22 protein-coding genes are annotated in these 23,876 nt (G+C 28.8%); 11 read left to right on the top strand and 11 right to left on the bottom strand.

Features of this window, described 5'->3' with window-relative positions; translation table 11 throughout:
* Window positions 1-23 precede the first annotated feature (23 nt).
* From mdh to ACULEV_RS10755, 3 genes are all read left to right on the top strand, one after another.
* Window positions 24-956, top strand: coding sequence for a malate dehydrogenase (mdh, locus tag ACULEV_RS10765; RefSeq protein ID WP_445455059.1), 933 nt, complete (start codon window positions 24-26; stop codon window positions 954-956).
* A 180-nt stretch (window positions 957-1,136) separates the two neighbouring features.
* Entirely contained in the window at window positions 1,137-4,118 is a 2,982-nt protein-coding gene (gene secDF / locus ACULEV_RS10760; RefSeq protein ID WP_445455058.1) for a protein translocase subunit SecDF, read from the top strand.
* A gap of 77 nt (window positions 4,119-4,195) precedes the next feature.
* Window positions 4,196-4,648 carry a hypothetical protein gene (locus ACULEV_RS10755; protein WP_445455057.1) on the top strand — a complete coding sequence of 151 codons (453 nt, stop codon included), beginning with the start codon at window positions 4,196-4,198 and terminating at the stop codon, window positions 4,646-4,648.
* Window positions 4,649-4,652: 4 nt separating this feature from the next.
* On the opposite strand, the gene ACULEV_RS10750 is transcribed toward ACULEV_RS10755, so the two are convergent.
* From ACULEV_RS10750 to ACULEV_RS10735, 4 genes are all read right to left on the bottom strand, one after another.
* Window positions 4,653-5,306 (bottom strand): response regulator, encoded by a 654-nt coding sequence (locus ACULEV_RS10750; protein ID WP_445455056.1) that lies wholly within the window; start codon window positions 5,304-5,306, stop codon window positions 4,653-4,655.
* Window positions 5,275-6,081 carry a sensor histidine kinase gene (locus ACULEV_RS10745; RefSeq protein WP_445455055.1) on the bottom strand — a complete coding sequence of 269 codons (807 nt, stop codon included), beginning with the start codon at window positions 6,079-6,081 and terminating at the stop codon, window positions 5,275-5,277. Before ACULEV_RS10745 ends, ACULEV_RS10750 begins: the two co-directional genes overlap by 32 nt.
* A complete protein-coding gene (locus ACULEV_RS10740) occupies window positions 6,054-6,713 on the bottom strand; it encodes a hypothetical protein (protein ID WP_445455054.1) in 660 nt (219 codons plus the stop codon). The genes ACULEV_RS10745 and ACULEV_RS10740 overlap by 28 nt, the downstream gene beginning before the upstream one ends.
* 83 nt (window positions 6,714-6,796) lie before the next feature.
* The gene (locus ACULEV_RS10735) at window positions 6,797-7,318 is read right to left on the bottom strand and encodes a hypothetical protein (RefSeq protein ID WP_445455053.1); all 522 of its coding nucleotides are present in this window, start codon (window positions 7,316-7,318) and stop codon (window positions 6,797-6,799) included.
* Window positions 7,319-7,470: 152 nt separating this feature from the next.
* Here ACULEV_RS10735 and ACULEV_RS10730 point away from each other — a divergent pair, with 152 nt between their 5' ends.
* Window positions 7,471-8,268: a hypothetical protein gene (locus ACULEV_RS10730; protein ID WP_445455052.1), complete on the top strand. Its 798-nt coding sequence runs from the start codon at window positions 7,471-7,473 to the stop codon at window positions 8,266-8,268.
* Window positions 8,269-8,326: 58 nt separating this feature from the next.
* Window positions 8,327-9,184: a KPN_02809 family neutral zinc metallopeptidase gene (gene ypfJ / locus ACULEV_RS10725; protein WP_445455051.1), complete on the top strand. Its 858-nt coding sequence runs from the start codon at window positions 8,327-8,329 to the stop codon at window positions 9,182-9,184.
* Window positions 9,185-9,216: 32 nt separating this feature from the next.
* Here ypfJ and hutI read toward each other — a convergent pair whose 3' ends face one another.
* Window positions 9,217-10,452, bottom strand: coding sequence for an imidazolonepropionase (hutI, locus tag ACULEV_RS10720; protein ID WP_445455050.1), 1,236 nt, complete (start codon window positions 10,450-10,452; stop codon window positions 9,217-9,219).
* A gap of 71 nt (window positions 10,453-10,523) precedes the next feature.
* Between hutI and corA the strand changes: the two genes are divergently transcribed.
* A complete protein-coding gene (corA, locus tag ACULEV_RS10715) occupies window positions 10,524-11,594 on the top strand; it encodes a magnesium/cobalt transporter CorA (protein WP_445455049.1) in 1,071 nt (356 codons plus the stop codon).
* Here the strand turns inward: corA and fumC are convergent, their stop codons facing one another.
* On the bottom strand, window positions 11,595-12,977 hold the full coding sequence (gene fumC, locus ACULEV_RS10710; RefSeq protein ID WP_445458540.1) for a class II fumarate hydratase: 1,383 nt from the start codon (window positions 12,975-12,977) through the stop codon (window positions 11,595-11,597).
* Window positions 12,978-13,103: 126 nt separating this feature from the next.
* Here fumC and ACULEV_RS10705 point away from each other — a divergent pair, with 126 nt between their 5' ends.
* On the top strand, window positions 13,104-13,271 hold the full coding sequence (locus ACULEV_RS10705; protein ID WP_445455048.1) for a hypothetical protein: 168 nt from the start codon (window positions 13,104-13,106) through the stop codon (window positions 13,269-13,271).
* Window positions 13,272-13,326: 55 nt separating this feature from the next.
* Here ACULEV_RS10705 and ACULEV_RS10700 read toward each other — a convergent pair whose 3' ends face one another.
* Both ACULEV_RS10700 and arsC read right to left on the bottom strand, forming a co-directional pair.
* On the bottom strand, window positions 13,327-15,753 hold the full coding sequence (locus ACULEV_RS10700; RefSeq protein ID WP_445455047.1) for a TonB-dependent receptor domain-containing protein: 2,427 nt from the start codon (window positions 15,751-15,753) through the stop codon (window positions 13,327-13,329).
* A 114-nt stretch (window positions 15,754-15,867) separates the two neighbouring features.
* On the bottom strand, window positions 15,868-16,218 hold the full coding sequence (gene arsC, locus ACULEV_RS10695; protein WP_445455046.1) for an arsenate reductase (glutaredoxin): 351 nt from the start codon (window positions 16,216-16,218) through the stop codon (window positions 15,868-15,870).
* Between the two features lie 84 nt (window positions 16,219-16,302).
* On the opposite strand from arsC, the gene ACULEV_RS10690 reads away from it, so the two are divergent.
* Both ACULEV_RS10690 and ACULEV_RS10685 read left to right on the top strand, forming a co-directional pair.
* The gene (locus ACULEV_RS10690) at window positions 16,303-17,205 is read left to right on the top strand and encodes a lysostaphin resistance A-like protein (protein ID WP_445455045.1); all 903 of its coding nucleotides are present in this window, start codon (window positions 16,303-16,305) and stop codon (window positions 17,203-17,205) included.
* A gap of 4 nt (window positions 17,206-17,209) precedes the next feature.
* Window positions 17,210-18,280, top strand: a complete 1,071-nt coding sequence (locus ACULEV_RS10685; RefSeq protein ID WP_445455044.1) for an AMP-binding protein — start codon at window positions 17,210-17,212, stop codon at window positions 18,278-18,280.
* A 40-nt stretch (window positions 18,281-18,320) separates the two neighbouring features.
* Here ACULEV_RS10685 and ACULEV_RS10680 read toward each other — a convergent pair whose 3' ends face one another.
* Together ACULEV_RS10680 and ACULEV_RS10675 are read right to left on the bottom strand one after the other, a co-directional pair.
* Window positions 18,321-19,940 (bottom strand): M1 family metallopeptidase, encoded by a 1,620-nt coding sequence (locus tag ACULEV_RS10680; protein ID WP_445455043.1) that lies wholly within the window; start codon window positions 19,938-19,940, stop codon window positions 18,321-18,323.
* A 40-nt stretch (window positions 19,941-19,980) separates the two neighbouring features.
* Window positions 19,981-21,648 carry a pseudouridine synthase gene (locus ACULEV_RS10675; protein ID WP_445455042.1) on the bottom strand — a complete coding sequence of 556 codons (1,668 nt, stop codon included), beginning with the start codon at window positions 21,646-21,648 and terminating at the stop codon, window positions 19,981-19,983.
* Between the two features lie 56 nt (window positions 21,649-21,704).
* Here ACULEV_RS10675 and ACULEV_RS10670 point away from each other — a divergent pair, with 56 nt between their 5' ends.
* Both ACULEV_RS10670 and ACULEV_RS10665 read left to right on the top strand, forming a co-directional pair.
* A complete protein-coding gene (locus tag ACULEV_RS10670; RefSeq protein ID WP_445455041.1) occupies window positions 21,705-21,941 on the top strand; it encodes a hypothetical protein in 237 nt (78 codons plus the stop codon).
* Window positions 21,938-22,225, top strand: coding sequence for a type II toxin-antitoxin system RelE/ParE family toxin (locus ACULEV_RS10665; RefSeq protein WP_445455040.1), 288 nt, complete (start codon window positions 21,938-21,940; stop codon window positions 22,223-22,225). Before ACULEV_RS10670 ends, ACULEV_RS10665 begins: the two co-directional genes overlap by 4 nt.
* Window positions 22,226-22,236: 11 nt before the next feature.
* Here ACULEV_RS10665 and ACULEV_RS10660 read toward each other — a convergent pair whose 3' ends face one another.
* The gene (locus tag ACULEV_RS10660) at window positions 22,237-23,865 is read right to left on the bottom strand and encodes a S41 family peptidase (RefSeq protein WP_445455039.1); all 1,629 of its coding nucleotides are present in this window, start codon (window positions 23,863-23,865) and stop codon (window positions 22,237-22,239) included.
* Between the last annotated feature and the right edge of the window lie 11 nt (window positions 23,866-23,876).

Here is a 23,876-nt window from a genome sequence, read left to right as displayed (position 1 = left end):
CATAAATAATCAAAAACAATAAAATGAAAGTAACAATAGTAGGAGCGGGTAACGTTGGTGCAACATGTGCAGATGTTATTTCGTACAGAGGAATTGCAAGTGAAGTAGTATTATTAGATATCAAAGAAGGTTTCGCAGAAGGGAAAGCTATGGATATCATGCAATGTGCTACTACTACAGTATTTAATACAAAAGTATCAGGTAGTACAAATGATTATTCTAAAACAGCAGGTAGTGATGTAGTAGTTATTACTTCTGGTATTCCTAGAAAACCAGGTATGACTCGTGAAGAATTAATAGGAATTAATGCTGGAATTGTTAAGTCAGTTGCAGATAATGTATTAACACATTCTCCAAATGCAATTATTGTTGTAGTTTCTAATCCTATGGATACTATGACTTACTTAACATTAAAAGCAACAGGTTTACCTAAAAATAGAGTAATTGGAATGGGAGGAGCTTTAGATAGTTCTCGTTTTAAATATTTCTTGTCACAAGCTTTACAAAAACCAGGAAATGATGTTCAAGGTATGGTAATTGGTGGTCATGGAGATACTACTATGATTCCATTAACAAGATTAGCTTCTTATAATGGTTCACCAGTTTCTAATTTCTTATCTCAAGAGGAAATGGATAAAGTAGCAGCTTCTACAATGGTAGGTGGTGCTACATTAACTGGATTGTTAGGAACTTCTGCTTGGTATGCACCAGGAGCTTCAGTTGCTTACTTAGTTGATAGTATTTTAAATGATCAAAGAAGAATGATTCCTTGTTCAGTAATGTTAGAAGGAGAGTATGGTCAAAATGATATTTGTATCGGTGTACCATGTATAATTGGTAAAAATGGAATAGAAGAAATTGTAGATATTCAGTTAAATGATGCAGAAAAAGCTTTATTTGCTAAAAGTGCTGAAGCAGTTCGAAACATGAATGCCGATTTGAAATCTGTATTGTAATAGTATCATAATCAGATAATAAAACTGTCATTTTTATTTGGCAGTTTTTTTATATGTAGTTATCAACAAGGAAATATTAATAAAAACCAATTTTATTAAGAAATAAAATTGGTTAATCCTATTGTAAATTATATATTTGTCCGTTTTTATAAAAATAAAGAATAATTAATTTTAGTAATAATGCAGAATAAAGGACTAATTAAATTTTTCGCAATTATCTTTGCTTTGGTATGTGTTTATCAATTATCATTTACATTCGTAGCAAATGGAATTGAGGAAGATGCAAAGGTTTTCGCAAGTAAGTTTCCAAAAGAAATTCAAACTCAAAAAGAAGTATCTTATCTAGATTCTTTAGCAAAAAGTAAAGAAAAAGTATTTCTTTGGAATACGTATGATGAAGTAAGAAACAATCAAATCAACAAAGGGCTTGACCTTGAAGGAGGACTTAACGTAATTCTTCAAATATCAGTTAAAGATATTTTGTTTGGTTTAGCAAATGAGTCTAATGATGCTGGTTTTCAAAAAGCATTAAAAGATGCTAAGACTAATCAAAAAGGAAATCAAGATTACATAGATGCTTTTTTTGAAGCAGCAAATAAAGCCAATCTAAAGTTGGCAAGTGCTGATATTTTTGGAAACAGAAATTTAGACGAAGTTATTAAGTTTGATATGACAAATGCTCAGGTAGAGCCAATAATCAAACAGAAAGTTTTAGAATCGGTAGAGAGTGCTTTTGGAGTATTAAGAAAACGTATTGACCAATTTGGTGTTACTCAGCCTAATATTCAAATGTTAGGAAATTCGGGAAGAATTTTAGTGGAACTTCCTGGTGCTAAAGATGTAGATCGGATTAAGAAATTATTGCAAGGAACTGCTAAATTAGAATTTTGGGAAACTTATAAAATTGAAGAAGTAGCTAATTATTTAATTTCTGCAAATGAAGTGTTGAAAACAACCGAAATAGCGAAGAAAGAAGTAGTTATAGATTCAACTGAAATTGATTCAACAGAAACAGATTCAACAGCTACAGATTTAGATGCGTTATTAACAGATGAAAAAGATTCAACAGCTGTTCAAGTGAATCCTTTATTTGATAAATTACAAATTACGCAACAACAAGGATATTCAGTTTTAGGATATGCTAAAGTAGCAGATACTGCAACTATTGGTAATTATTTAAGAAGAAAAGACGTAAAAAGAACATTGCCAAATGCTATTGCAAATGTAAAATTTGTATGGGGTAAAGAAAATGAAAAAACACCTGGTATTGTTGAATTATATGCTTTAAAGAGAACTGGTAAAGATGGCAAAGCTCCTATTAGTGGAGGTGTTATTGTAGATGCTACAGACACTTTTGATCAATTAGGACAACCTGCTGTGTCAATGCAAATGGATGGTTCTGGTTCAAGAGAATGGGAGAAATTAACTGGAAAAGTATCGCAACAAGGTAATGCAATTGCTATTGTTCTTGATAATATTGTATATTCTGCACCTGGTGTTAGTAAAGGAGCAATTACTGGAGGTCGTTCTGAAATTTCAGGTAGTTTTACAGTAACTGAAACTAAAGATTTAGCTAACGTTTTAAGAGCAGGTAAATTACCAGCTGCTGCTGATATTGTTCAGTCTGAAGTAGTTGGACCATCATTAGGAAAAGAAGCAGTTGATAATGGATTCTTATCCTTCATCATTGGTTTCTCATTAGTATTATTATGGATGGTTGTTTATTATGGTAAAGCTGGTTTCTATGCTAACTTAGCGTTATTAGTTAATATTTTATTCATATTTGGTGCTTTAGCTAGTTTTGGAGCAGTATTAACTTTACCTGGTATTGCAGGTATCGTTTTAACTATAGGTATGGCAGTTGATGCTAACGTAATTATTTATGAAAGAGCCAAAGAAGAATTAGATTCTGGTAAGACAGTTGAAGAAGCTGTAAATTATGCTTATACTTGGAAAGGTGCGATGTCATCTATTGTAGATGCAAACGTTACTACATTTATTACAGCCTTAATTTTATTCTTATTAGGAACAGGGCCAATTAAAGGTTTTGCTACTACATTATTAATTGGTATTCTTACTTCATTAGTAACAGCTGTATTTATTACAAGAATATTTTTAGATTGGAGTTTATCAAGAAATGAAAAAATTGCTTTTTCTACTTCAGTTACTAAAAACTGGTTTAAAAACTTAAACTTCGATTTCTTAGGAAAACGTAAAATTGCTTATATAGTTTCTGGAATTTTAATTGCCTTAAGTTTATTCTCATTAGTTTCTAATGGATTAAATTATGGTGTTGATTTCGTAGGAGGTAGAACATACCAAGTACGTTTCGATAAAGCTGTTTCTGCTCCAGATGTTGCACAAGATTTAGTGGCTGTTTTTGAAAGTGCTGAAGCTAAGATATACGGTAACGATAATCAGTTGAAAATTACAACTAAATATAAAGTTGATGAAGAAGGAGAAGGAGTAGATAAAGAAGTTAATAAAATGCTTTATGATGGTTTAAAGAAATATCTTCCATCTGATTTAACTTATGATAATTTTGTTAATCTTTATGAAGGAAAGCAAGTGGGTATTATGTCTTCTTCTAAAGTATCTGGAACAATTTCAAATGATATCAAAACAAATTCTTTATGGGCAGTTTTAGGATCTCTTTTAGTAGTATTCCTTTACTTAATGATTTCATTTAGAAAATGGCAGTTTGGTCTTGGTGCTGTTGTTGCAGTTGCTCATGACGTTATCATTGTATTGGGGATTTTCTCATTCTTTTATACAATATTGCCTTTCAACATGGAAATTGATCAAGCTTTTATTGCTGCAATTCTAACAGTTATAGGTTATTCATTAAATGATACAGTAATTGTATTTGACCGTATAAGGGAGTATTTAGATTACAATTCTTCTCCTAATTTTAAAGCATTAGTAAATAAAGCATTAAACTCTACTTTAAGTAGAACAATTAACACTTCTGCAACAACATTAGTTGTATTGATTGCTATCTTCATCTTTGGAGGAGAAACAATTAGAGGATTTGTATTTGCTATCTTAGTTGGTATTTTAGTAGGAACTTATTCATCATTATTTATTGCAACTCCTGTAATGAATGATACAATGAGTAAAAAAGAAGCTAAGAAAATGGCTGAATTTAAAAAAGAAGATTAATTAATCTTACATATAATTAAAACCAAAAGACCTGTTTATCAGGTCTTTTTTTTATATTTATAAAAAAATAAAATAGTATGAAATTTAAATGTTGTTTTTTTGTAATTTTTTTTATTTTCCTATCCTGTGATAAGAATCGTATTTATAGTGAATTTGATTCTAATTTAGAAAATAATAGATGGAGTTCTAATGATAGTAAAGAATTTTCTTTTTCTATTGAAAATGAAGAAGTAGCAGATGTAATACTTCATTTAGGTCATATTTACGATTTTCAATTTGCTTCCATTCCGTTGCAAATGACAATTACATATCCAGATGGTCATATTGAAGTAATTCCAATTGATTTAAAAGTGAAAAATGAAAAAGGAGAAGACATTGCAGATTGCTCAGGAGATATCTGTGATTTGTATTATATTGTTAAAAATAAAGTTACTCTAGGAAAAGGTAGTTATTCAGTGGTTATTACTAATAAATTTAACGGAGCATATTTACCTAATATATTAGGTATTGGAGTTCAGGTTAAAGAATAGCTGTCTAATCGATACAAACAATTTTGTTTTTAATAGCATAAAGTACTAAACCTATTCTAGTTTTTATTTCTAATTTACAGAATAAATGTTCTCTGTATCCATCAATGGTCTTTGGACTTAAGCACATTTCATCAGCAATTTCTTTATAGGTTTTTTCAGTACAGGCATGTTTTATAAAAACGATTTCTTTATCTTTTAATTCATGTTTTTGATGGTTATTATCTAAACGATTTACTAAAAGTCCGGAAACTAATTCAGTAAAAAAGAAACCTTTATCTGAAACTGTTTTAAGAGCTTCTTCAAAAATTTGTGGAGAAGTATCTTTTAGTAAATAGCCTTTAGCTCCATTTTTTATCATTTTAATGATGGTTTCTTCATCATCGTTTACAGACAAGGCAATTACTTTTAGTTCTTCTTTATTGTTTTTAATCCATTCCATGGTTTTTAAACCATCTAAAACGGGCATATTAACATCAAGTAATACAAGTTCTATTTCATCAGTGTTAATTTTATTTGCTTGAACACTATCAATGAAATCTTTCCCATTTTCATAATTGTCAACTACTATAAAATCATTAAAACTATTAATTAAATATTTTAATGATTGAGAAAACAATAAATGATCATCAATTATTATTACTTTTTTCTTTGCTTTCATCTTGTTTGTTTAAGTTGTATTCTAGGAATATTTCTGTTCCTTTTTCAGTGGAATTTAGAGTTAATTTTGCGCCTATTAATTTTGCTCTAAACTTAATATTATTTAATCCCAAGCCTTTGTGATTTTGATTGGAATCAAAACCAATTCCAAAGTCTTTTAGCATAATTGTAAGAAGTTCATCTGTACAATTAATACTCATTTCTATTTTTTTACTCGAAGAATGTTTTAAACTATTATGAATTGATTCTTGAAATATACGGTAAAGAATTAATTCGTGTTCAATATTTATTTTAGGAAATTCGCAATTAATCAATAAATTACACGTTATGTTTTTCAATTTTTCAATCCTTTTAAAGTCATTTTGAATTGACTCAATAAAGTTAGTATTTATTAGATTATCTTTATTAATAATTCGTGATAAAATTCGAATTTCGTCTAATGACTTAGCCATAACATTTTTTAACTCCTCTAATTCAATTTTAGATATGTTTTCTTCTTTTTGAGCATACATGTTTAATTGCATGATAGCCACAGATATAATTTGACCAATATTATCGTGTAGTTCTTTACTTATTTCTGTTAAAGTTTGGTCTTTAATTTCTACTCTTGTCTTAATAAGCTCTGATTGAAAATGGATTTCCGATTCCATTTTGTCTATTAAGAATTGTGTTTTCTTTTTCTGAAAGTAAAAAAAGAGTACAAAAAGGACTGCAAGTAATGTAAAAAATACAATACTAAGTAAAATGATTAATAATTGTGTTTTTTCTCTGTCCATATAAAGCCAATTGTGAAACAGCTATTCATTATTAAATTAAGTATGATAATGATAATCCAATAAATTGTAGTACCATACGTTTCAGTTTCCAAAAACCACCATTTTAAGGTTAACATAAAAGGTAGAAATGGAACATGAAATAGGAGTGAACCTAAGATAAACCAAAAAAAGATTGATTTTTTATAATTTAGAATATTACTAGAATTAAATAATTCAATGAGATATAATATCGATAAAATAACAAGAAACAGCACACTTAAAGCATAAATTTCTGGGATAATTTCTAAACCAATACTATCATGATTATAAATTAGACCCAACGTAATTGATATTAAATATAAAATAATTAGAACAAATGCAATTATTTTATTGTGGTATTTTTTAAATATACTAGCTAGTATATAATAATAAATTAAAAATAATACTAGGGTATAAATATTATAGATAAAATAGTTTGGTAAATTCGCCCATTTTGGAAAGTATATTCCTAAAATTTCTGTAAATACGGATAAGATTACTGATAATAAAAACAATTTAGATTTATAATTGGGTAATTTAGACCAATTTAGTAAACCTATAATAGTTGTTATAAAAGCAAAAAGACCTGGAATATATCTTAAATTTTCTAGCATTAAATTTTTTAATAATTTTTTAAAAAATTAATAGAATTAAAAGAAAGCTCTTCTAATTCTATTAATTTGCTACTTCTTTAATATTAGTTTGCTGATGGGTACTCCATTCTTGGAGGAGGTCCCATATTTCCATAGTTCATAGGTTCTATTTCTTCAATGTCAGGATTTAGTTCTTGTGTTTGCATCATAGCAGGAAGATTTAATACACCTCCTTTTTGAACATCTACCTTTTTACCTGTTGGTGTTAAAAAAATAGTTGTCATGTTAGCTTTATCATTATATTTTTGAGGGTCATTTGAGTAAGCTCCTAAGTAAAAACGTATACCATCAACGTTATAACCTTTATTTTTTCCCTCTTTTTTTATGTAATAAATATAGTTTTCTAATTCTTCAAGGGAATACCAAATTGCATTTGCATCTTCTTTTTCAATGGTTGATGAAATAAGGCGATGTCTAGTGCTGTTATAATTTTCATTTAATTGTTTAGCTTCTTCATTAGAGATTAATTGTCTAGGTTCATCATGTTTTGGTGGTACATCAGTACAGGATTGAAAAATCAAAAAGGTAAACATACTTGTTAACAGTAAATAGTTAAATTTTTTCATAATTGTTTTTAGGTTTTATGTTTATGAGGCAAATGTATTTGTAATGTAATAATGATACAAGGGGAAAATCACCCTTTTTTAATTGTATGTTATTTACTGATTAAAATTTCTAATTGTAATAAATTAGATTATTTTTACAAAAAAAATAGTAAATGGAATTCAAAATTAAAGAGAAAATTGAAAAAGGGTATTCTTTAGATTTAGGAAAATTAATTGAAGATTGTTTTGAGATATATAAAAAAACATTTTTAATTGCTGGATTAGGTCTTATTGTTGTAGGAATAGTAGTCGCTATTTTATACGCTTTTTTATTTATGGCGCTAATGGGTGTTTCTAATATTGCAGATTGGGCAATAGAAATGCAAAATCTAAAACTAGAAAAAAGTTACTTATTAGGAAGTTTCTTTGTAGGAGTTGTTTTTGCAGCTTTAATAGCACCTCTAAACGCTGGTTTTTTTAAATTATGTTTATTAGCAAAAAAAAATAAAGAATTAAATTTAGGAGTTATATTTGAATATTATAATAGTAAATATGTAAAAGATATTATTATTGGAGCTATTATTATTTCAATTTCATCTTCTTTAATATCAACGATATTTCAATTTTTTCCTTTATCAATAACTGGATTTCTGTTTCAGATTATTGGCTTTGGAATTCAAATTATAATAACCGTATTAACAATTTTATTTCTTCCACTTGTTATTTTTGCGAATCAAAATTATGGTGAAGCACTTCAAAATAGTGTAAAACTAGTTGCTAAAAAACCATTCCACATTGTTTTAGCATTGTTTATTGCTTTCATTGGTATGTTTTTAGGACTAATTGCATTATGTATTGGAATGTTCTTTACGATTCCAATATATATAGCAATGATTTTTTCTATTTATGATAATGTAGTAGGGTTTGAAGAAAGTAGTGTCATAGATGAAATAGGTCAAATAGAGGAATAGTTTAATATAACTATTGTATTTATTTTATTAACTTTAAGCATACAAAAAAGTATATAATATGAAATGGCAAGGCAGACGTCAAAGTGATAACGTAGAAGATAGAAGAGGAATGTCTTCAAAAGGGAAAGTAATTGCTGGTGGAGGAATTATTGGAATAATTGTTCTTTTGTTACAAGTTTTTGGTGGAGAAACGGGGCAAACGATAGCTCCTATTCTCGAACAAATGAATCAATCTAGTTCGCAACAAGAAACCGTTCAACGTGAATTAACTCCTGAAGAAATTAAAATAGGAGGATTTGCTAAGACTGTTTTAGCTGATACCGAAGATATTTGGACAAAAGTGTTTAGTGATAATCAAATAGGTATATATGAAAAACCTAAAATGGTTTTATTTACTGATGCTGTTCAAACAGCTTGTGGTAGTGCTACTGCTACTTCTGGACCCTTTTATTGTCCTGCTGATAAAAAAGTGTATATGGATTTACGCTTTTTTGAAGAATTACGAACACGTTTTGGAGCCAAAGGAGGTGATTTTGCAATAGCTTATGTAATTGCTCATGAAGTAGGTCATCACGTGCAAACTCTTTTAGGAACCTCTCAAAAGGTAAGACAAGCCCAACAAGGGAAAAGCAAAGCTGATGCTAATAAATTATCTGTTTGTTTAGAATTACAAGCCGATTTTTATGCTGGACTTTGGGCTCATTATAATAAAAAATATTTAGAAACAGGTGATATTGAAGAAGCGTTAAGTGCTGCACATGCTGTAGGTGATGATGCTATTCAAAACAAAATGCAAGGTCATGTAGTTCCTGATTCTTTTACACATGGTACTTCAGAACAACGAATGAAGTGGTTTATGAAAGGATATAATTCGGGAGATTTTAGACAACACGATACTTTTGCTGAAGAATTATAAAAATATATCCCAAGTGAAAACTTGGGATTTTTTTAAATAAAGTCTCCATTAATCATTACTTTATCAATTAGGTTGTTACCAAATTCATAAGGCAATTGATAATAAGAGGTAAGTGGCTTTGTTATTATAAGATTGGCTTTTTTACCTTTTGTAATGCTTCCATGTGTTTTACTAATTCCCATAGCATAAGCACCATTAATTGTGGCTGCATTAATAGCCTCTTCTGGAGTCATTTTCATTTTAATGCAAGCTGTTGCTACCACAAAGTTCATATTTCCAGAAGGAGTTGTACCAGGATTATAATCAGTTGCAAGTGCTAAGGGTAAACCTGCAGTTATCATTTTTCTTGCTGGTGTATAAGGAATACTTATAAAATAAGAGCAACTAGGTAAGGCAACAGGCATGGTTTTACTGTTTTTAAGAACTTCGATGTCTTCATCTGTTACAATCTCTAAATGATCTACTGATAAAGCTTCATTTTCAACACAAGCTTTTATTCCTTCGATAGCAGTAAATTGGTTTACATGTATTTTTGGTATCAAACTATATTTTTTTCCTGCTTTCATAATTTTTATAGTCTCTTCAACTGAAAAATAACCAGTTTCTAAAAAAGCATCAATATAATTGGCTAAATTTTCTTCTGCAATTTTTGGCAACATTTCATTGACTATTAAATCAATATATGCTGAATGATTTTCTTTGTATTCCGTTGGAAAAGCATGAGCACCAAGGAATGTAGCTTTTATAGGTAAGCTATAATTTTCTTTCAATCGTTTAATTACTCGAAGCATTTTTAATTCGCCTTCAATTGTTAAACCATAACCCGATTTTATTTCGATTGCTCCAGTTCCTAATTGCATTAATTCTTCTAAACGCACTTTTGATTGTTCATAAATATCCTCTTCAGAAGTTTCATTTAATTTTTTTGCAGAGTTTAGAATGCCACCACCACGATTAGCAATTTCTTCATAAGACAAACCATTAATTCGATCTACAAATTCCTGAATTCGATTTCCAGCATACACAATATGTGTGTGACTATCAACCCAAGTGGGTAAAATAACTTTTCCAGTAACGTCAATAATTTCTATATTATCCCATTTTGGGCAATTTTCCATTGGACCAAAATCTTCAATACAATCATTTTTCAGTAATAAGTAAGCATTGTCAATTTTTGGTAAATCAGCCATTTCAGCTCCACAAACCATATCTATTTGGGTAGTTCTTACTTGTAATAATTCCTTAATATTGACGAAAAGCTTTTGCATAACATAATTTTTTGGTAAAAATAAGTACGATTTTTTAAAAACTCTTACCTTTATCATTAAAACTAGCTATTTTGAGAAAAATAAAATATAGAAAGGGAAGAAAAGTAAACGCATTACCTTTAGAATATACTGGAATTTATACAAAAAATGCAACTACAATGCAGCTTTTTGTTTATGATGAAAATAAAGTTAACGAATTTCAGAATATTTCTATTAAGAAGTTTAGTGAGGTAAAAAGTGCCTCTATAAATAATTGGTTAAACATACATGGGTTAAATGATGTAGAATTAATCAAGTCATTAGCAGAAACATTAGAGTTAAATGCACTTATTGTTTCTGATGTTTTAAATATTACAAGAGGAACACGTTTAGATGAATTAGATGATTCTTTATTTTTTAGTATTAAATCTATTTTGCCAAATGAAGATGAGGATACGATTTTAATTGAACAGATTAGTTTTTTATTACAAGACAATTTAATTGTTTCTTTTCAGGAAAAAAGAGGTGATTTTTTTACGCACATAAGAGAACGTTTAAGAAAAAATACAGGAATTGTAAGAAAAAAGAAAGTCGATTATCTCTTGTATCTTATGCTTGATTCTATCATTGAAAATTTTTATATTACGATAGAAAATAAAGAAAATAAAATTGAATCACTTTTATTTGCTTCAAAAACATCTGATAGCCCAAAAGTAGTGGAAGAAATTGAGCATTTGAGAGAAATATTTCATTTATTAAAACGTTCTATTACTCCATTGCGGGATGCTTTGTTTACGATAAAAACAATTAAAGAAGATGACGAATTTAATTGCATCGAAATTTCTAATTATATTTTTTTTGGTAGACTGCATCAAAAAGCATTGGAACTTTTAGAACAAATAGATTATGATATGAAAACCTTAGATAGTGCGAGTAATTTTTTCTATACAGCTCAAAGTCATAGAATGAATGAAGTGATGAAGACATTAACTGTAATTTCATCGGTGTTTTTGCCACTAACTTTTATTGTTGGATTATATGGAATGAATTTTAAATATATTCCAGAACTGAACTTTAAATATGGTTATTTCATTACTTTGGGAGTAATGTTTGTTTTAGTATTATTAATGCTTTATTATTTCAAAAAGAAAAAGTGGTTTTAGTTATATCATTTCCTTTGGATTAACCCATTTATCAAAATCTTCTGCAGAAACATATCCTAATCGTACTGCTTCTTCTTTTAAAGTAGTTCCATTTTTATGTGCAGTTTGTGCAATTTCAGCTGCTTTATAATAGCCAATATGAGTATTTAAAGAGGTTACTAACATTAATGAATTAGAAACTAACTCTTCAATTCGTTGGGTGTTAGGTTCTATTCCTTTTACACAATTTTCGTTAAAAGAAAGACTAGCGTCACCGAGCAATTGTGCAGATTGAAGAAAATTAGCAATAATCATAGGTTTAAAAACATTCAATTCATAATGTCCTTGAGTTGCTCCAATAGTTATAGCTACATCATTTCCCATTACTTGTGCACAGACCATTGTTAAAGCTTCACATTGCGTAGGATTTACTTTTCCAGGCATAATAGAAGAACCTGGCTCGTTTTCTGGAAGTAATAATTCTCCTATTCCAGAACGAGGACCAGAAGCCATCATTCGAATATCATTTGCAATTTTATTTAAAGAAATAGCTACTTGTTTTAATGCAGAATGACTTTCCACTATAGCGTTGTGTGCAGAAAGAGCTTCAAACTTATTTGGAGCCGTTATAAAAGAATAACCAGTAAAGGTTGAAATGTGTTTTGCAACTAAAGTATCATAACCTTTTGGAGTATTTAATCCTGTACCAACAGCGGTTCCACCAAGTGCTAATTCAGATAGACTTGATAATGAACTTTTTAAAGTCTTTAATCCGTTTTCCAATAATTGTGCATAACCAGAGAATTCTTGTCCTAATGTAAGTGGAGTAGCATCCATTAAATGAGTTCGCCCTATTTTTACAATATCTTTAAAAATACTTGCTTTTGTAGTAAAAGTTTCTTTTAGATTTTCAATTGATGGAATGGTGTTTTCAGTTAATACTTTGTAGGCAGCAATATGCATAGCTGTTGGAAATGTATCATTAGAAGATTGCGATTTGTTAACATCATCATTTGCTTTTAGAATAGGATCATTACCTATTTGCCTTCCACTAATTTGTTGGGCTCTATTAGCAATTACTTCATTTACATTCATATTAGATTGTGTACCAGAACCTGTTTGCCAAATTACTAATGGAAAATGTTCGTTTAGTTTGTCATCTAAAATTTCGTCACACACTTGTGCAATTAAGTTTCTTTTTTCAGTAGATAACACACCTAATTCTTCATTAGTATAAGCAGCTCCTTTTTTTAAGTAAGCAAATGCTTTAATCATTTCAAAAGGCATGGACGCTTGAGGACCTATTTTGAAATTATTTTTAGAGCGCTCCGTTTGCGCACCCCATAATTTATCATTTGGAACTTGTACTTCTCCTAGTGTATCTTTTTCAATTCGAAATTTCATGATGGTTATAGTTCTTTTCATAAAATTACAATTAAACTTATTGCTACAGAAATAAAAACTGTTATTATATTGCTAAAAAAAATAAATACTATTATCTTTGGCATGAATTCATAAATTCCGGAAAACATGTTTGAATTTGATCAGTATTTAGGTTTTTTACTTTTCTTAACCATTTTAACTATTGGTTTTTGGTTAATGATATTTTTAGCTTCATTTGTACCTTATTGGTTAGGTGGTGCTATTGTTGAATTAATCAAAGAAAAAAGAGCAAAAAAACAACAGGAACAAGAATAAATATTCTTTGTTTCAAAAAATAAAAAAAGGACTGAATTTCAGTCCTTTTTTTATTTTATCCCATGAATTCATCTCCACCTTCATCACCATTTCTTCTTTGATTTTCTCTCTCGTTTTTCTTTTTATTAAAACGATAAGTAAAGGAAAGATTAATTTGTCTTTGTCTCCATTGAAATTCAGAATAACTGGTAATATTTTCTAAATTTGTTTCAGAACGTCTTTTTCTTGAATTAAATAAATCACTTATATTTAAAGCTACTGTACCTTTATCTTTTAATACATCTTTACTAAAAGCTAAATTAACACTAGTAATAGAATAACGTTTACCTTGTGCGTTATTTTCAGGAGCATTATATGTAGCATTTGTTTGCCAATCAATTTTATACGGTAGAGATATTTTTGATGAAACTCTAGTGAACCAACTTGTTGCTGTATTATCAAAATTTTGTACCACTAATTCGTCTAAGGAATTAATATAACTGTAATCTCCTTTTGTTTCGTTTCTGAATAAATTAAAGTTGGTATTTATTCTCCACCATTTAAAAGGAGAATAATTCACATTAAATTCAAAACCTGCTCTTATTTCTGTGGCTAGATTAATAGGAGTAGATTCTATAACAGGAACACCTTCAACTAAAAGACCTGATTCTCTTCTAATGAATTGAAAAGAATCATCTGTTACGTTTACATAGGCAGAAGTATTAAATGTAACTTTAGTCCATCTTTTTAAATAACCTAAATCAAAAGCATTAGTATAAGCTGGATTTAAATCGGGATTTCCTCTAAAAATATTAATTCTACTAGAATAACTTGAAAAAGGATTTAGGAAACGTCCTCTAGGTCTATTAATTCTTTTGCTATAACTTAAACTCACACTACTTGTTTCAGAAAACTCATAATTTAAAGTAGCAGTAGGGAAGAAGTTATTGTATTTTTTAGTGTTATAATCATTAGCAGAAATTGAATTTACTTCAATATTGCTATCTTCAAAACGTACTCCTAAAAAATATGAAAACTTATCAATTTTTGAACCATACTGCATATAGAATGCATTTACATATTCTTTATATTCAAGGAGGTTAGAATAAATGTCGTTACGTATCCAATTGCCAGCTATATCTAAAGAATCAATTTGAAAATCGGTTATGTTTTTTTGGAAGTTTCCTCTATAACCCGCTTCAAATCTTGAATCTTTACCTATGGGTAACACATAATCTGCTTGAAAAAGATTACGTTTTTGATCTTCTGGATTTAATGTTCTTTCTACAAATTGAGAAGTTGGATTACCAATAATTTGATCATTTATAATTGAATTATCTTTTTCTCTATTTTGAGAGAAAGCCATATCAATAGTTAATTTGTGATCTTCTTTTTTGAAGTTCTTTGTAAAATTAGTAGCATATTCAAAAGTAAAATCTTTACTTTTTTGGTCATTAAAGCGATTTCTTGTAAAAGTAGGATTTCTGTTTGCATCAAAATTGTAGAAGAAAACATTGTCTGGATTTTCACCTCTACCATCTCTTATAGTTAAAGAGTTGGTCCAATTTGTCGATTCATTTAGGAATAATTCAATCCCAAAATTAGTGTTATAACCTTTATTCAAACGCTCATTTGTTCTTCTTTCATCTATGAAAATGCTTTCTGGATTTGCTGTTGTGGATAAATAATGAGAATCAGTTAAAGAGTTTCCTTTTGAAGTTCTATAATTATATCCTGTATTTGAAAATAAATTAAAATGGTCACTTCTATAATTTAAACTTGAACTTACACCATAAGTTTCTGGATCACCAGCAGATAAAACAAACGAACCGTTTAAGCCTTGTGCTTTTCCTTTTCTTAAAATGATATTGATAATTCCACCACCTCCTTCAGCATCATATCGAGCTGATGGGTTTGTTATAACTTCTACTTTTTCTACAGCATCTGCGGGTAATAGTTTTAAGGCATCAGCAATATTAATACCTGCTAAACCGGATGGTTTACCATCAATTAAAATTCGTACATTTTCATTTCCTCTTAAAGCTACAGTTCCTTCTGCATCTACTGTAACTGAAGGAACATTGTCTAAAACATCGCTAACTGTTCCTCCTTTTACCATCATGTCTTTACCAACATTGTAAACGCGTTTGTCTAATTTTATTTCAACTGTGGAACGTTCTGCTATAACTTCAACACCTGCTAATTGAGCAATGTCTGCTTCTAAATAAATAGTGCCAAAATCGGTATTTGTATTATAGGTTTTGTTTTTTATTTCAACTGTTTTAAAAGAAATATATTCAAAACGAACATTATATGTTCCAGCAATAACTTCAAAATTGAAATTACCATTTAAGTCTGTTACACCTCCATTTAATCTTTCAGGATTTTTTGCATCTTGGAAAACCACAGTAGCATATTCTAATGGTAAATTGGTTCCTTTTTCAAGAATTTTTCCTGTAATTTTTATTTTTTTTGCATCTGGTTTTTGGGCAAAAACCACCATTGTAAATAGGAATAGGGCGAAAATTTGTAGTCTTTTAAGCATGGTTAATTTATTATTTTCCTTATAAGACAGCAAATTTAGACTTAGGTTTAAGCTACATTTCCCAATTGTTTGTTAAATATTTCCTATGATTTTGTTAATCATCTCCTTTGGTCTTGCAATAACTGCTTTGTCTCCATTAACAACAATTGGACGTTCAATTAATTTTGGATGTAATAGCATAGCTTCGATGATATCTTTATCTGATAACTCTTTTCCTTTATAGTGTTCAATCCAGATTTTTTCTTTAGTACGAACCAATTCTAAAGGTTTAATTTCTAATTTTTGAATAACTTCTGTTAGTTCTTCTTTTGTAAATGGTTCTTCAATATATTTTCTGATGGTAAATGGTTTTTCAAGTAATTCTATTTCAACTAAACCTTCTCTTGATTTAGTACATCTTGGGTTGTGGTAAATGGTTATCATAAATTATAATTTTATACAAAGAAAATGATATTATAGTTTGTTACAAAATATGTAACTTTATCCCACATTAAAATCTGTAAAAATATGTATCTAGAACAAGTTAAAAATTTCAAAGCACATCCTATCTTATATTTTGTTTTGCCAGTAGCTTTTCTTTTATTAATGGTTGTGAATTATATTTTTAGTATGGGTATAGATACTAATGAAATTATTAAACAAACCATTAGTCAAATGGGTGTAAATGGAACTTTTGTTTTAATGATTTTTCCATTAGCAATAGGACTGTTTGTTGTCTGGTTTTGGGTGAAATTTGTCCAAGGTCAATCTATTAGAAGCTTAACAACTTCTAGGAATAAAGTGGATTTTAAGCGTATTTTCTTTTCTTTTTTTCTTTGGGCTAGTATTACTGTGGTAATGACATTTATTGCTTATTACGCTGAGCCAGAAAATTTTGTATTTAATTTTAAACCTCAAAAATTTCTCGTTTTTTTAGTAATTGCAATTATTTTAATTCCTTTACAAACTAGTTTTGAAGAGTACTTATTTCGAGGAAATTTAATGCAAGGACTAGCTTTAGTAACCAAAAGTAGAATAATAGCTCTTTTAATTCCAGCTATTATGTTTGGCTTAATGCACTTAGCTAATCCTGAAGTTGGAAAAATAGGACCAGTTATTATGATTTATTATATAGGAACAGGTTTGTTTTTAGGTATACTTACTTTAATGGATGAAGGATTAGAACTAGCTCTGGGTTTTCATGCAGCCAATAATCTTATTGGTGCATTATTAGTTACTGCAGATTGGACCGCTTTTCAAACACATTCTATTTTTAAAGATGTTTCTGAACCTTCTGGTTCATTTGAGATTATAATTCCTATCTTTATTATCTTTCCAATATTATTATTTATTTTCTCAAAAGTTTACAAATGGAATAATTGGAAAGAAAAACTATTGGGAACAGTTTCTCCTAATCAATCTAATTCGTAATACTATGGAAACAAGAACAACATTAGATGCTTTAACTCATAAAAATGTACACAATCGGTTTAAATTAAATGGCTTTCATTTAAATTATGATGATATGTGTCGAGTTGCTTATAGTTTTATTAAAGAAGGAGATGATTATGAAAAGCATATAGGTAATTTTTTATTAGAATGGTTAGATGATGATTTATATATAGAAGTGGAAACTTCTGGCACTACTGGTAAGCCAAAACTGATTCGTTTACAAAAGCATGCCATGATTCAATCAGCTTTAGCTACAGGAGATTATTTTCATTTAGAGCCTGGAGATAAAGCTTTATTATGTTTGTCTGCCAAATATATTGCAGGAAAAATGATGCTAGTGAGAGCTTTAATTTTAGGATTAGAATTAGATATTACAACAGTAGATAGCAAACCATTAGCATTTAATGATGAAGAATATGATTTTGCAGCAATGGTTCCTTTACAAGTGGAAAATTCGTTAGACAAAATAAAGCATATTAAAAAAATAATAATTGGTGGAGCACCAGTTTCAAAAGACTTAATTGAAAAATTAAAGAAGAAAAAAATAAATGCTTTTGAGACGTATGGCATGACAGAAACGATTACTCATGTTGCTGTTAAAAAAATAGGAACAGAGAATTTTAAAACATTACCTCATATTAGTGTTTCTAAAGATGATAGAGATTGTTTGGTAATTCACGCTCCAAAAATTTTAGCAGAAGATGTTATTACTAATGATGTTGTGAATTTAATTTCGGAAAATGAATTTCAATGGTTAGGTAGAATTGATAGTGTTGTAAATAGTGGTGGAGTAAAACTATTTCCAGAGCAAATAGAAACAAAATTGCAAGACTATATTAGCGACCGTTTTTTCATAGCTAGTGAAGCAGATGAAAAACTAGGCCAGAAATTAATTCTGGTTATTGAATCTAACGAAAAGGAAATTCCTAAAACTATTTTTGATCATTTAGATAAATTTGAAAAACCAAAAGCAATTTATTTTGTGTCAAAATTTATTGAAACAAAAACTGGAAAGCTAAATAGAACTCAAACTTTAGAAAATATTACTAAATAGAGAATAAAAACTGTTTTTACATATTCTATTATTATTTCTATTATAAATTCGTTTTAATAAAAAAATGGTTAGTCAACACTTTTATGTCATTGTAGTTTGTAATTAATTCACCTGCTTTTTGCCATTCATTGGTTGGATTTAATCGAACTTTTTTATCTCCAATCATAATATCAACAGGCATTTTAAAATTAGGTTCTTCAGTAACCCATCTGTATTGAAAACGTTTTTTGTAGCCTTTTATTTCTAATTTTGGAATAGTAGTATATTTTAAATACTGATTAAATATGGGTGTTAAATTGCGTCCTGTTTCTTTATTAAAAAAGTCAATTACAGTTTGTGTATCAATGATTTTCTTTTTAAAAGTATTAGAATACTTTAAAAGAATATCCCACCATTTATTGTCATTATTAACAACATGTCTTAATGTATTTAAGAGTAAAGCTCCTTTATAATACATGTCGCCACTTCCTTCATTATTTACTCCAAACTGACCAATAATTGGCTTATCATTTTGAACATTTTTTGCTTGTCCGTTAATGTATTTCATGGCTGCTTCATAGCCTTTTTCGCATTCAATAAAAACAGTTTCACTATAAGTTGTAAAACCTTCATGAATCCACATGTCAGCAATATCTTTACTAGTCACACTATTTCCAAACCACTCATGACCTGTTTCATGAATAATAATAAAGTCAAAATTCATGCCTTCACCAGTTCCTGATAAATCCATTCCTAGATAGCCTTTTCTATACTTATTACCATAAGCAACAGCACTTTGATGTTCCATTCCTAAATAAGGAGTTTCTACTAATTTATAGCCATCTTCCCAAAAAGGATATTGTCCAAATTTTGCCTGAAAACATTCCATCATTGGTTTTACATCTGCATCAAAATGTGCAATTGCTTTGTCTTTATTTTCTCTTAAAACATAATAATCTAAGTCTAAATTACCCATTTCATCATGAATATGAATATAATCGGCAATATTTACTGTAATGGTGTAATTATTAATAGGATTTTTTACTTCCCAATCCCAACGTGTATAATCGTTATTAATCGCTTCTCTTTTTATAAAACGGCCATTAGAAACATTCATTAAGCCATTTGGAACCGCTACTTTTACAGATGCTCCATTATCAGGTTCGTCTGTTTGTGAGTCTTTTACAGGATACCATAAACTAGCTCCTGTTCCTTGTACAGCGACTGCTATAAAATCTTTTCCATTACTATCTTTTTTGAAAACAAAACCACCATCCCAAGGAGCGTTTTTTGCTATTTTTGGGTTACCCGAATAATAAAAACGAACTTTTTCATTTGCATTTTTGGCTAATTCTTTTGGGAAACTAATAAATACAGCATCAAAATCTCTTTTGTACTTTAATTTTTGGTTGCTCCAAACAATAGAATCTACTTTCATATTATCAAATAAATCCAGTTGAATTTTTTTTGTAGGTGCTACTACTTTAAAAGAAATATCATTATAACCAACAATACTTCGTTCTTCTGGATTTATTTTGATGTTCAAATCATAACGTTGCACATCAAAACAATTACGTTCAAAACGCAATCCTCCTTGTAAAGAATCTCTTCGAGTGAAATTTTGTGCTGTTAGATTTTGGGTTACCAATGTCAATAATCCTATGATAAGTAGTTTTTTCATTTTGTATTTCTTAAAAATGGTATCAGTGTGACGTATATAATTAAAATTCTGCCTCTTCAAAAATAGTAATATTTTCTTTCAAAATAGGATGTTTGAACGTTATTTCTTCTGCATGTAGATGTAATCTGTTTAATTTTGTTCCATATAAATCATCACCTACAATAGGACAGTTTAATCCTAAAGAATGTGAAGCATGCACTCGTAATTGATGCGTTCGACCAGAAATAGGGTAGAAGTGAATGCGTGTTTTTCCCTCTTTTCGCTCTATTACTTTGTATTTGGTTTGAGCTGGTTTCCCATATTCATAACATACTAATTGGTTGGGTCTGTTGTCTAAATCTACTCGTAAAGGCAAATCGATAAAACCTTCATCATTTGTAATAATACCTTCAAGAAGAGCCACATAACGTTTTTGAATAGTTCGTTTGATAAATTGCGATTGTAAATCTTTATAAACTACTTCTGATTTAGCAATTAATAATAAACCAGAAGTTGACATGTCTAAACGGTGTACAATTAATGGTCCAGTGGCATTTGGATATAAATCTCTTACTCTTTGGTAAACCGAATCTTTTACATTTTTCCCAGGAACAGAAAGAAATTCTGCTGGTTTATTAATAACTGCTAAATATTCGTCTTCAAAAACTACTTTAATGACTTTTCCTTCAGCAGGATTTTCTAAAAAAGGATTGTCATCCATAAGAATACCTTCTAACATGTGTGCTAAAATAGGCTCACACTTACTTCGACAAGCTGGGTAAAAATGTTTGTGTTTTCTAACTTCCGACTTTGGTGATTGTCCCCACCAAAACTCAGCCATAGCAATAGGTTTTAAATCGTTTTTAAATGCATAATGTATTAATTTTGGAGCAGCACATTCTCCAGCACCGGCAGGCGGATTGTTGTCAAAAATTTGTCCAACACTTTTTAGTTCTTTATTTTGATTTAAAAACGAATAATTATCAAACAATTGTTGTTGTAATTCTCCTGATTTTTGTTTTCTTCGTTCTTTTAATTCGGAAATTTTAGTAGTAAAAACTGTTACTTCTTTTTGAGCATTTTCAATTTGATAATTCCAGTATTTAGTCATTTTTTTCAACAAAATACTTTCTTTTTTACTTTCTTCTGCTAATTCTAATTCAAATTGTTCTATTTCAGTTGCCGTTAAATTTGCAGGAATTTCGTTTCTTTTTTTATCACGAGTGATTTTTAAAGTTTTGATTCTGTCTTTTTGATTTTGAATGTCTTCTTTTGCTTTTTTTTGGGTTGTAACCCAATTCTCCTTAGCTAAAAGATAATCAGAAGCTTTCTTAAGTTCTTCAATTTCGCGATTTATACTATTTAAAACTTCTTCTTCTTTTTTGAAAAAACCATCGTGTTGCAACATATCAAAAACAGGAGGAACAAAGTTGTCGTGATGATTGTTTTCGGCTAATTTTCCTGAAAAAGCCCATAAATAACCTAATTCTTCTTTTTTATTTTGGCAAACTAAAACACCAAACATTTTTCCAATTACTAATCCTTCTTGATTTTCTTGTAAACCAAAATTATGTTCAAAATCGGTTTGATTTTCTAAATAATCTTGTAATTCTTTTGAAGCAAGAATACTCAGTTCATGTGGTTCGTAGTAAAATGGAAACGTGAATTTTTCAGGTAATGGAATACTTGAAATATCGGTATTGAAAGGTTGGAAAAAGGTCTTTAACATTTCGCAAAGATAAAGTAATTGAAATAATATTTATATTTGTTACAAACGTATTAATTATGAATATTGAAGCACATAGAAAAAGTATCATTCATAGAATTTTAGATATTCAAAATGAAAACATTTTAAATAAAATTGATAGTTTATTGAATGAAGAAGGTTATCTCTACTCGATTTCTGGAGATTTGCTTTCAGAAGAAGGGTATAAAAATGAAATTGCAACCATTTTATTAGCCTCTGAAGATAGCGAGGGGTATACTTCTGAAGACATAAAGAAAAAGTTATTTAAAAAATGAAACTGAAACCAGTAATTTGGTCAGATAAATCAGTTGAGAGTCTGGAATTAATTTATAATTATATTTTTGAAAATAGTCCTCAAAATGCTGAGTACGTAATTACTACTTTATTAGAAATTAGTGATTCATTAAATGTTTTTCCAGAAAAATATCCTAAAGAACCTTTATTTGATGATGAAACAATTCGATTTTTCCCCAAATGGAATTTTAAAATTATTTATAAGATTGAAGAGAATAGAATTTTTATAGTTAACATTTACTCTACTAGAACGAATTTATTTTAAATAATTTTTAATCACTCCATTTTTACAACTTCTTTATTTGTTTTTTCTTTAATAACTTCTAATACATAATTCAATTCAGGATCGTTATTGTTGATGCGGTCTTCTATTGTTGGTAAAATAGTAACATCAGGATAGATTCCGTGACCAGTAAGGTCTGTTTTTTCAGATGCATTTACATACATTAAACCTATTCTTACTTGTACTTTTGAATTTGGTAGTTCTATTTTTGGCATAAGACCTGCTACAGTTCCATTATATTCGCCTCCAGTTTCTTCACCTATAAATGTTGCTCTATTTGTGCCTTTTAATTTAGTAGATAAGACACTAGATGCTGAAAAACTTCCACCATTAATTAACACATAAATTTTGCCAGTAAATCTATTTTCTTTTGCTTTTTTTTCCTTTGTATTCATATTGACATAATAATTACCATCTTCATTTTTATGCACTTTAAAAAACATATAAGAATAATAAAAAGGTGAAAGAATTCCTTTTACAACATATCCTAAAGGTTTAGATCCTTTAAAATAATCATTTTTTAGCAAACTTGTTTTTTTAGTTACTTGTGATGGATTTACAAATTGATAAGTAGAATCTGTTGTTAAATAACTATATAAATTATCAATTTCATTTAATCGTCCTCCAAAATTATCTCTTATATCTATAATTAAGTTTTTGGTTTTTGCCTTTTTTAATAATTCAAAAGATTCTTTGTAAAAAGCACTGAAATTTCCAATTTTAAATCCTTTTATTTGCATTAAAGCAGTTGTACTATCTTTTTCTATGAAAGTAAGAGTTCTGTTGTTTTTCTTGGTCTCTTTATCATAACCATACTTGCTTTTTTCTTTATTGACTTTTATGAGACTATCTTTATGAGTTTTGGTTGTTTTTTTTAAATCCTTTTTAGAAAGAACTAAGTTAGAATCTTTCTTAATTTTTTTTATCCAAAATTCTTTGTCCTTATTGAATTGTAATTTTATACTATCTTGAATGCCTTTATTGTAGGAATAAAAAATTCCAAAACGTTTTGCAATCATTTTATCTTGAAAAGTAGTATTAAAACCATCCGAAGTGATTCTTTCTTTATAGACTTTTAGAATGCTATCAACAGGATTTGCATTAATTTGGGTTACTTCATCACCAATATATATGTTTTTTTCTTTCGAATTATTTTCAGTGACATATAGTTTGTTGTTGAAAATTTCAAATTCAAATTGGCTAAAAGGATCTATTTCTTTTTTTAATTGCTTTTGCTTGTCTTTAGAAAACTTTTTAATTTTAGGAAAAGTAAAAGTATGTCCTTGTTTAATTTCGGCAACGACTGGACTTAATTTGGTATAAAAATCATAACTAGTTAATGGAGTTGTAATTGCTTTTTTTAAACTATCAAATTTGAAATCGAGCTGTTCTTTATCGATGTATAAATACAATTTTGGATGCATTTTTTGAAGTTTTCGATACGTGAAATCAACATCTTTTTGCAATTTTTTTGGAGTAATAAGGTCATCTAAACTAGCATTATGCTTTGAAACCGAACCACATTTAATAAGAAGTAAAGTGAAGCATAAAAGAATGGTTTTATTTTTCACCGATTTTATAAATGCTAAAGTCTCTTTTTTAAATTGTAATTGTTTCTTCATCCTAAATTTGT

This window comes from Flavobacterium sp. HNIBRBA15423, assembly GCF_052655965.1.
The sequence above is the reverse complement of the archived record's forward strand: the minus strand, read 5'-3'. Positions and strand labels throughout refer to the sequence as shown.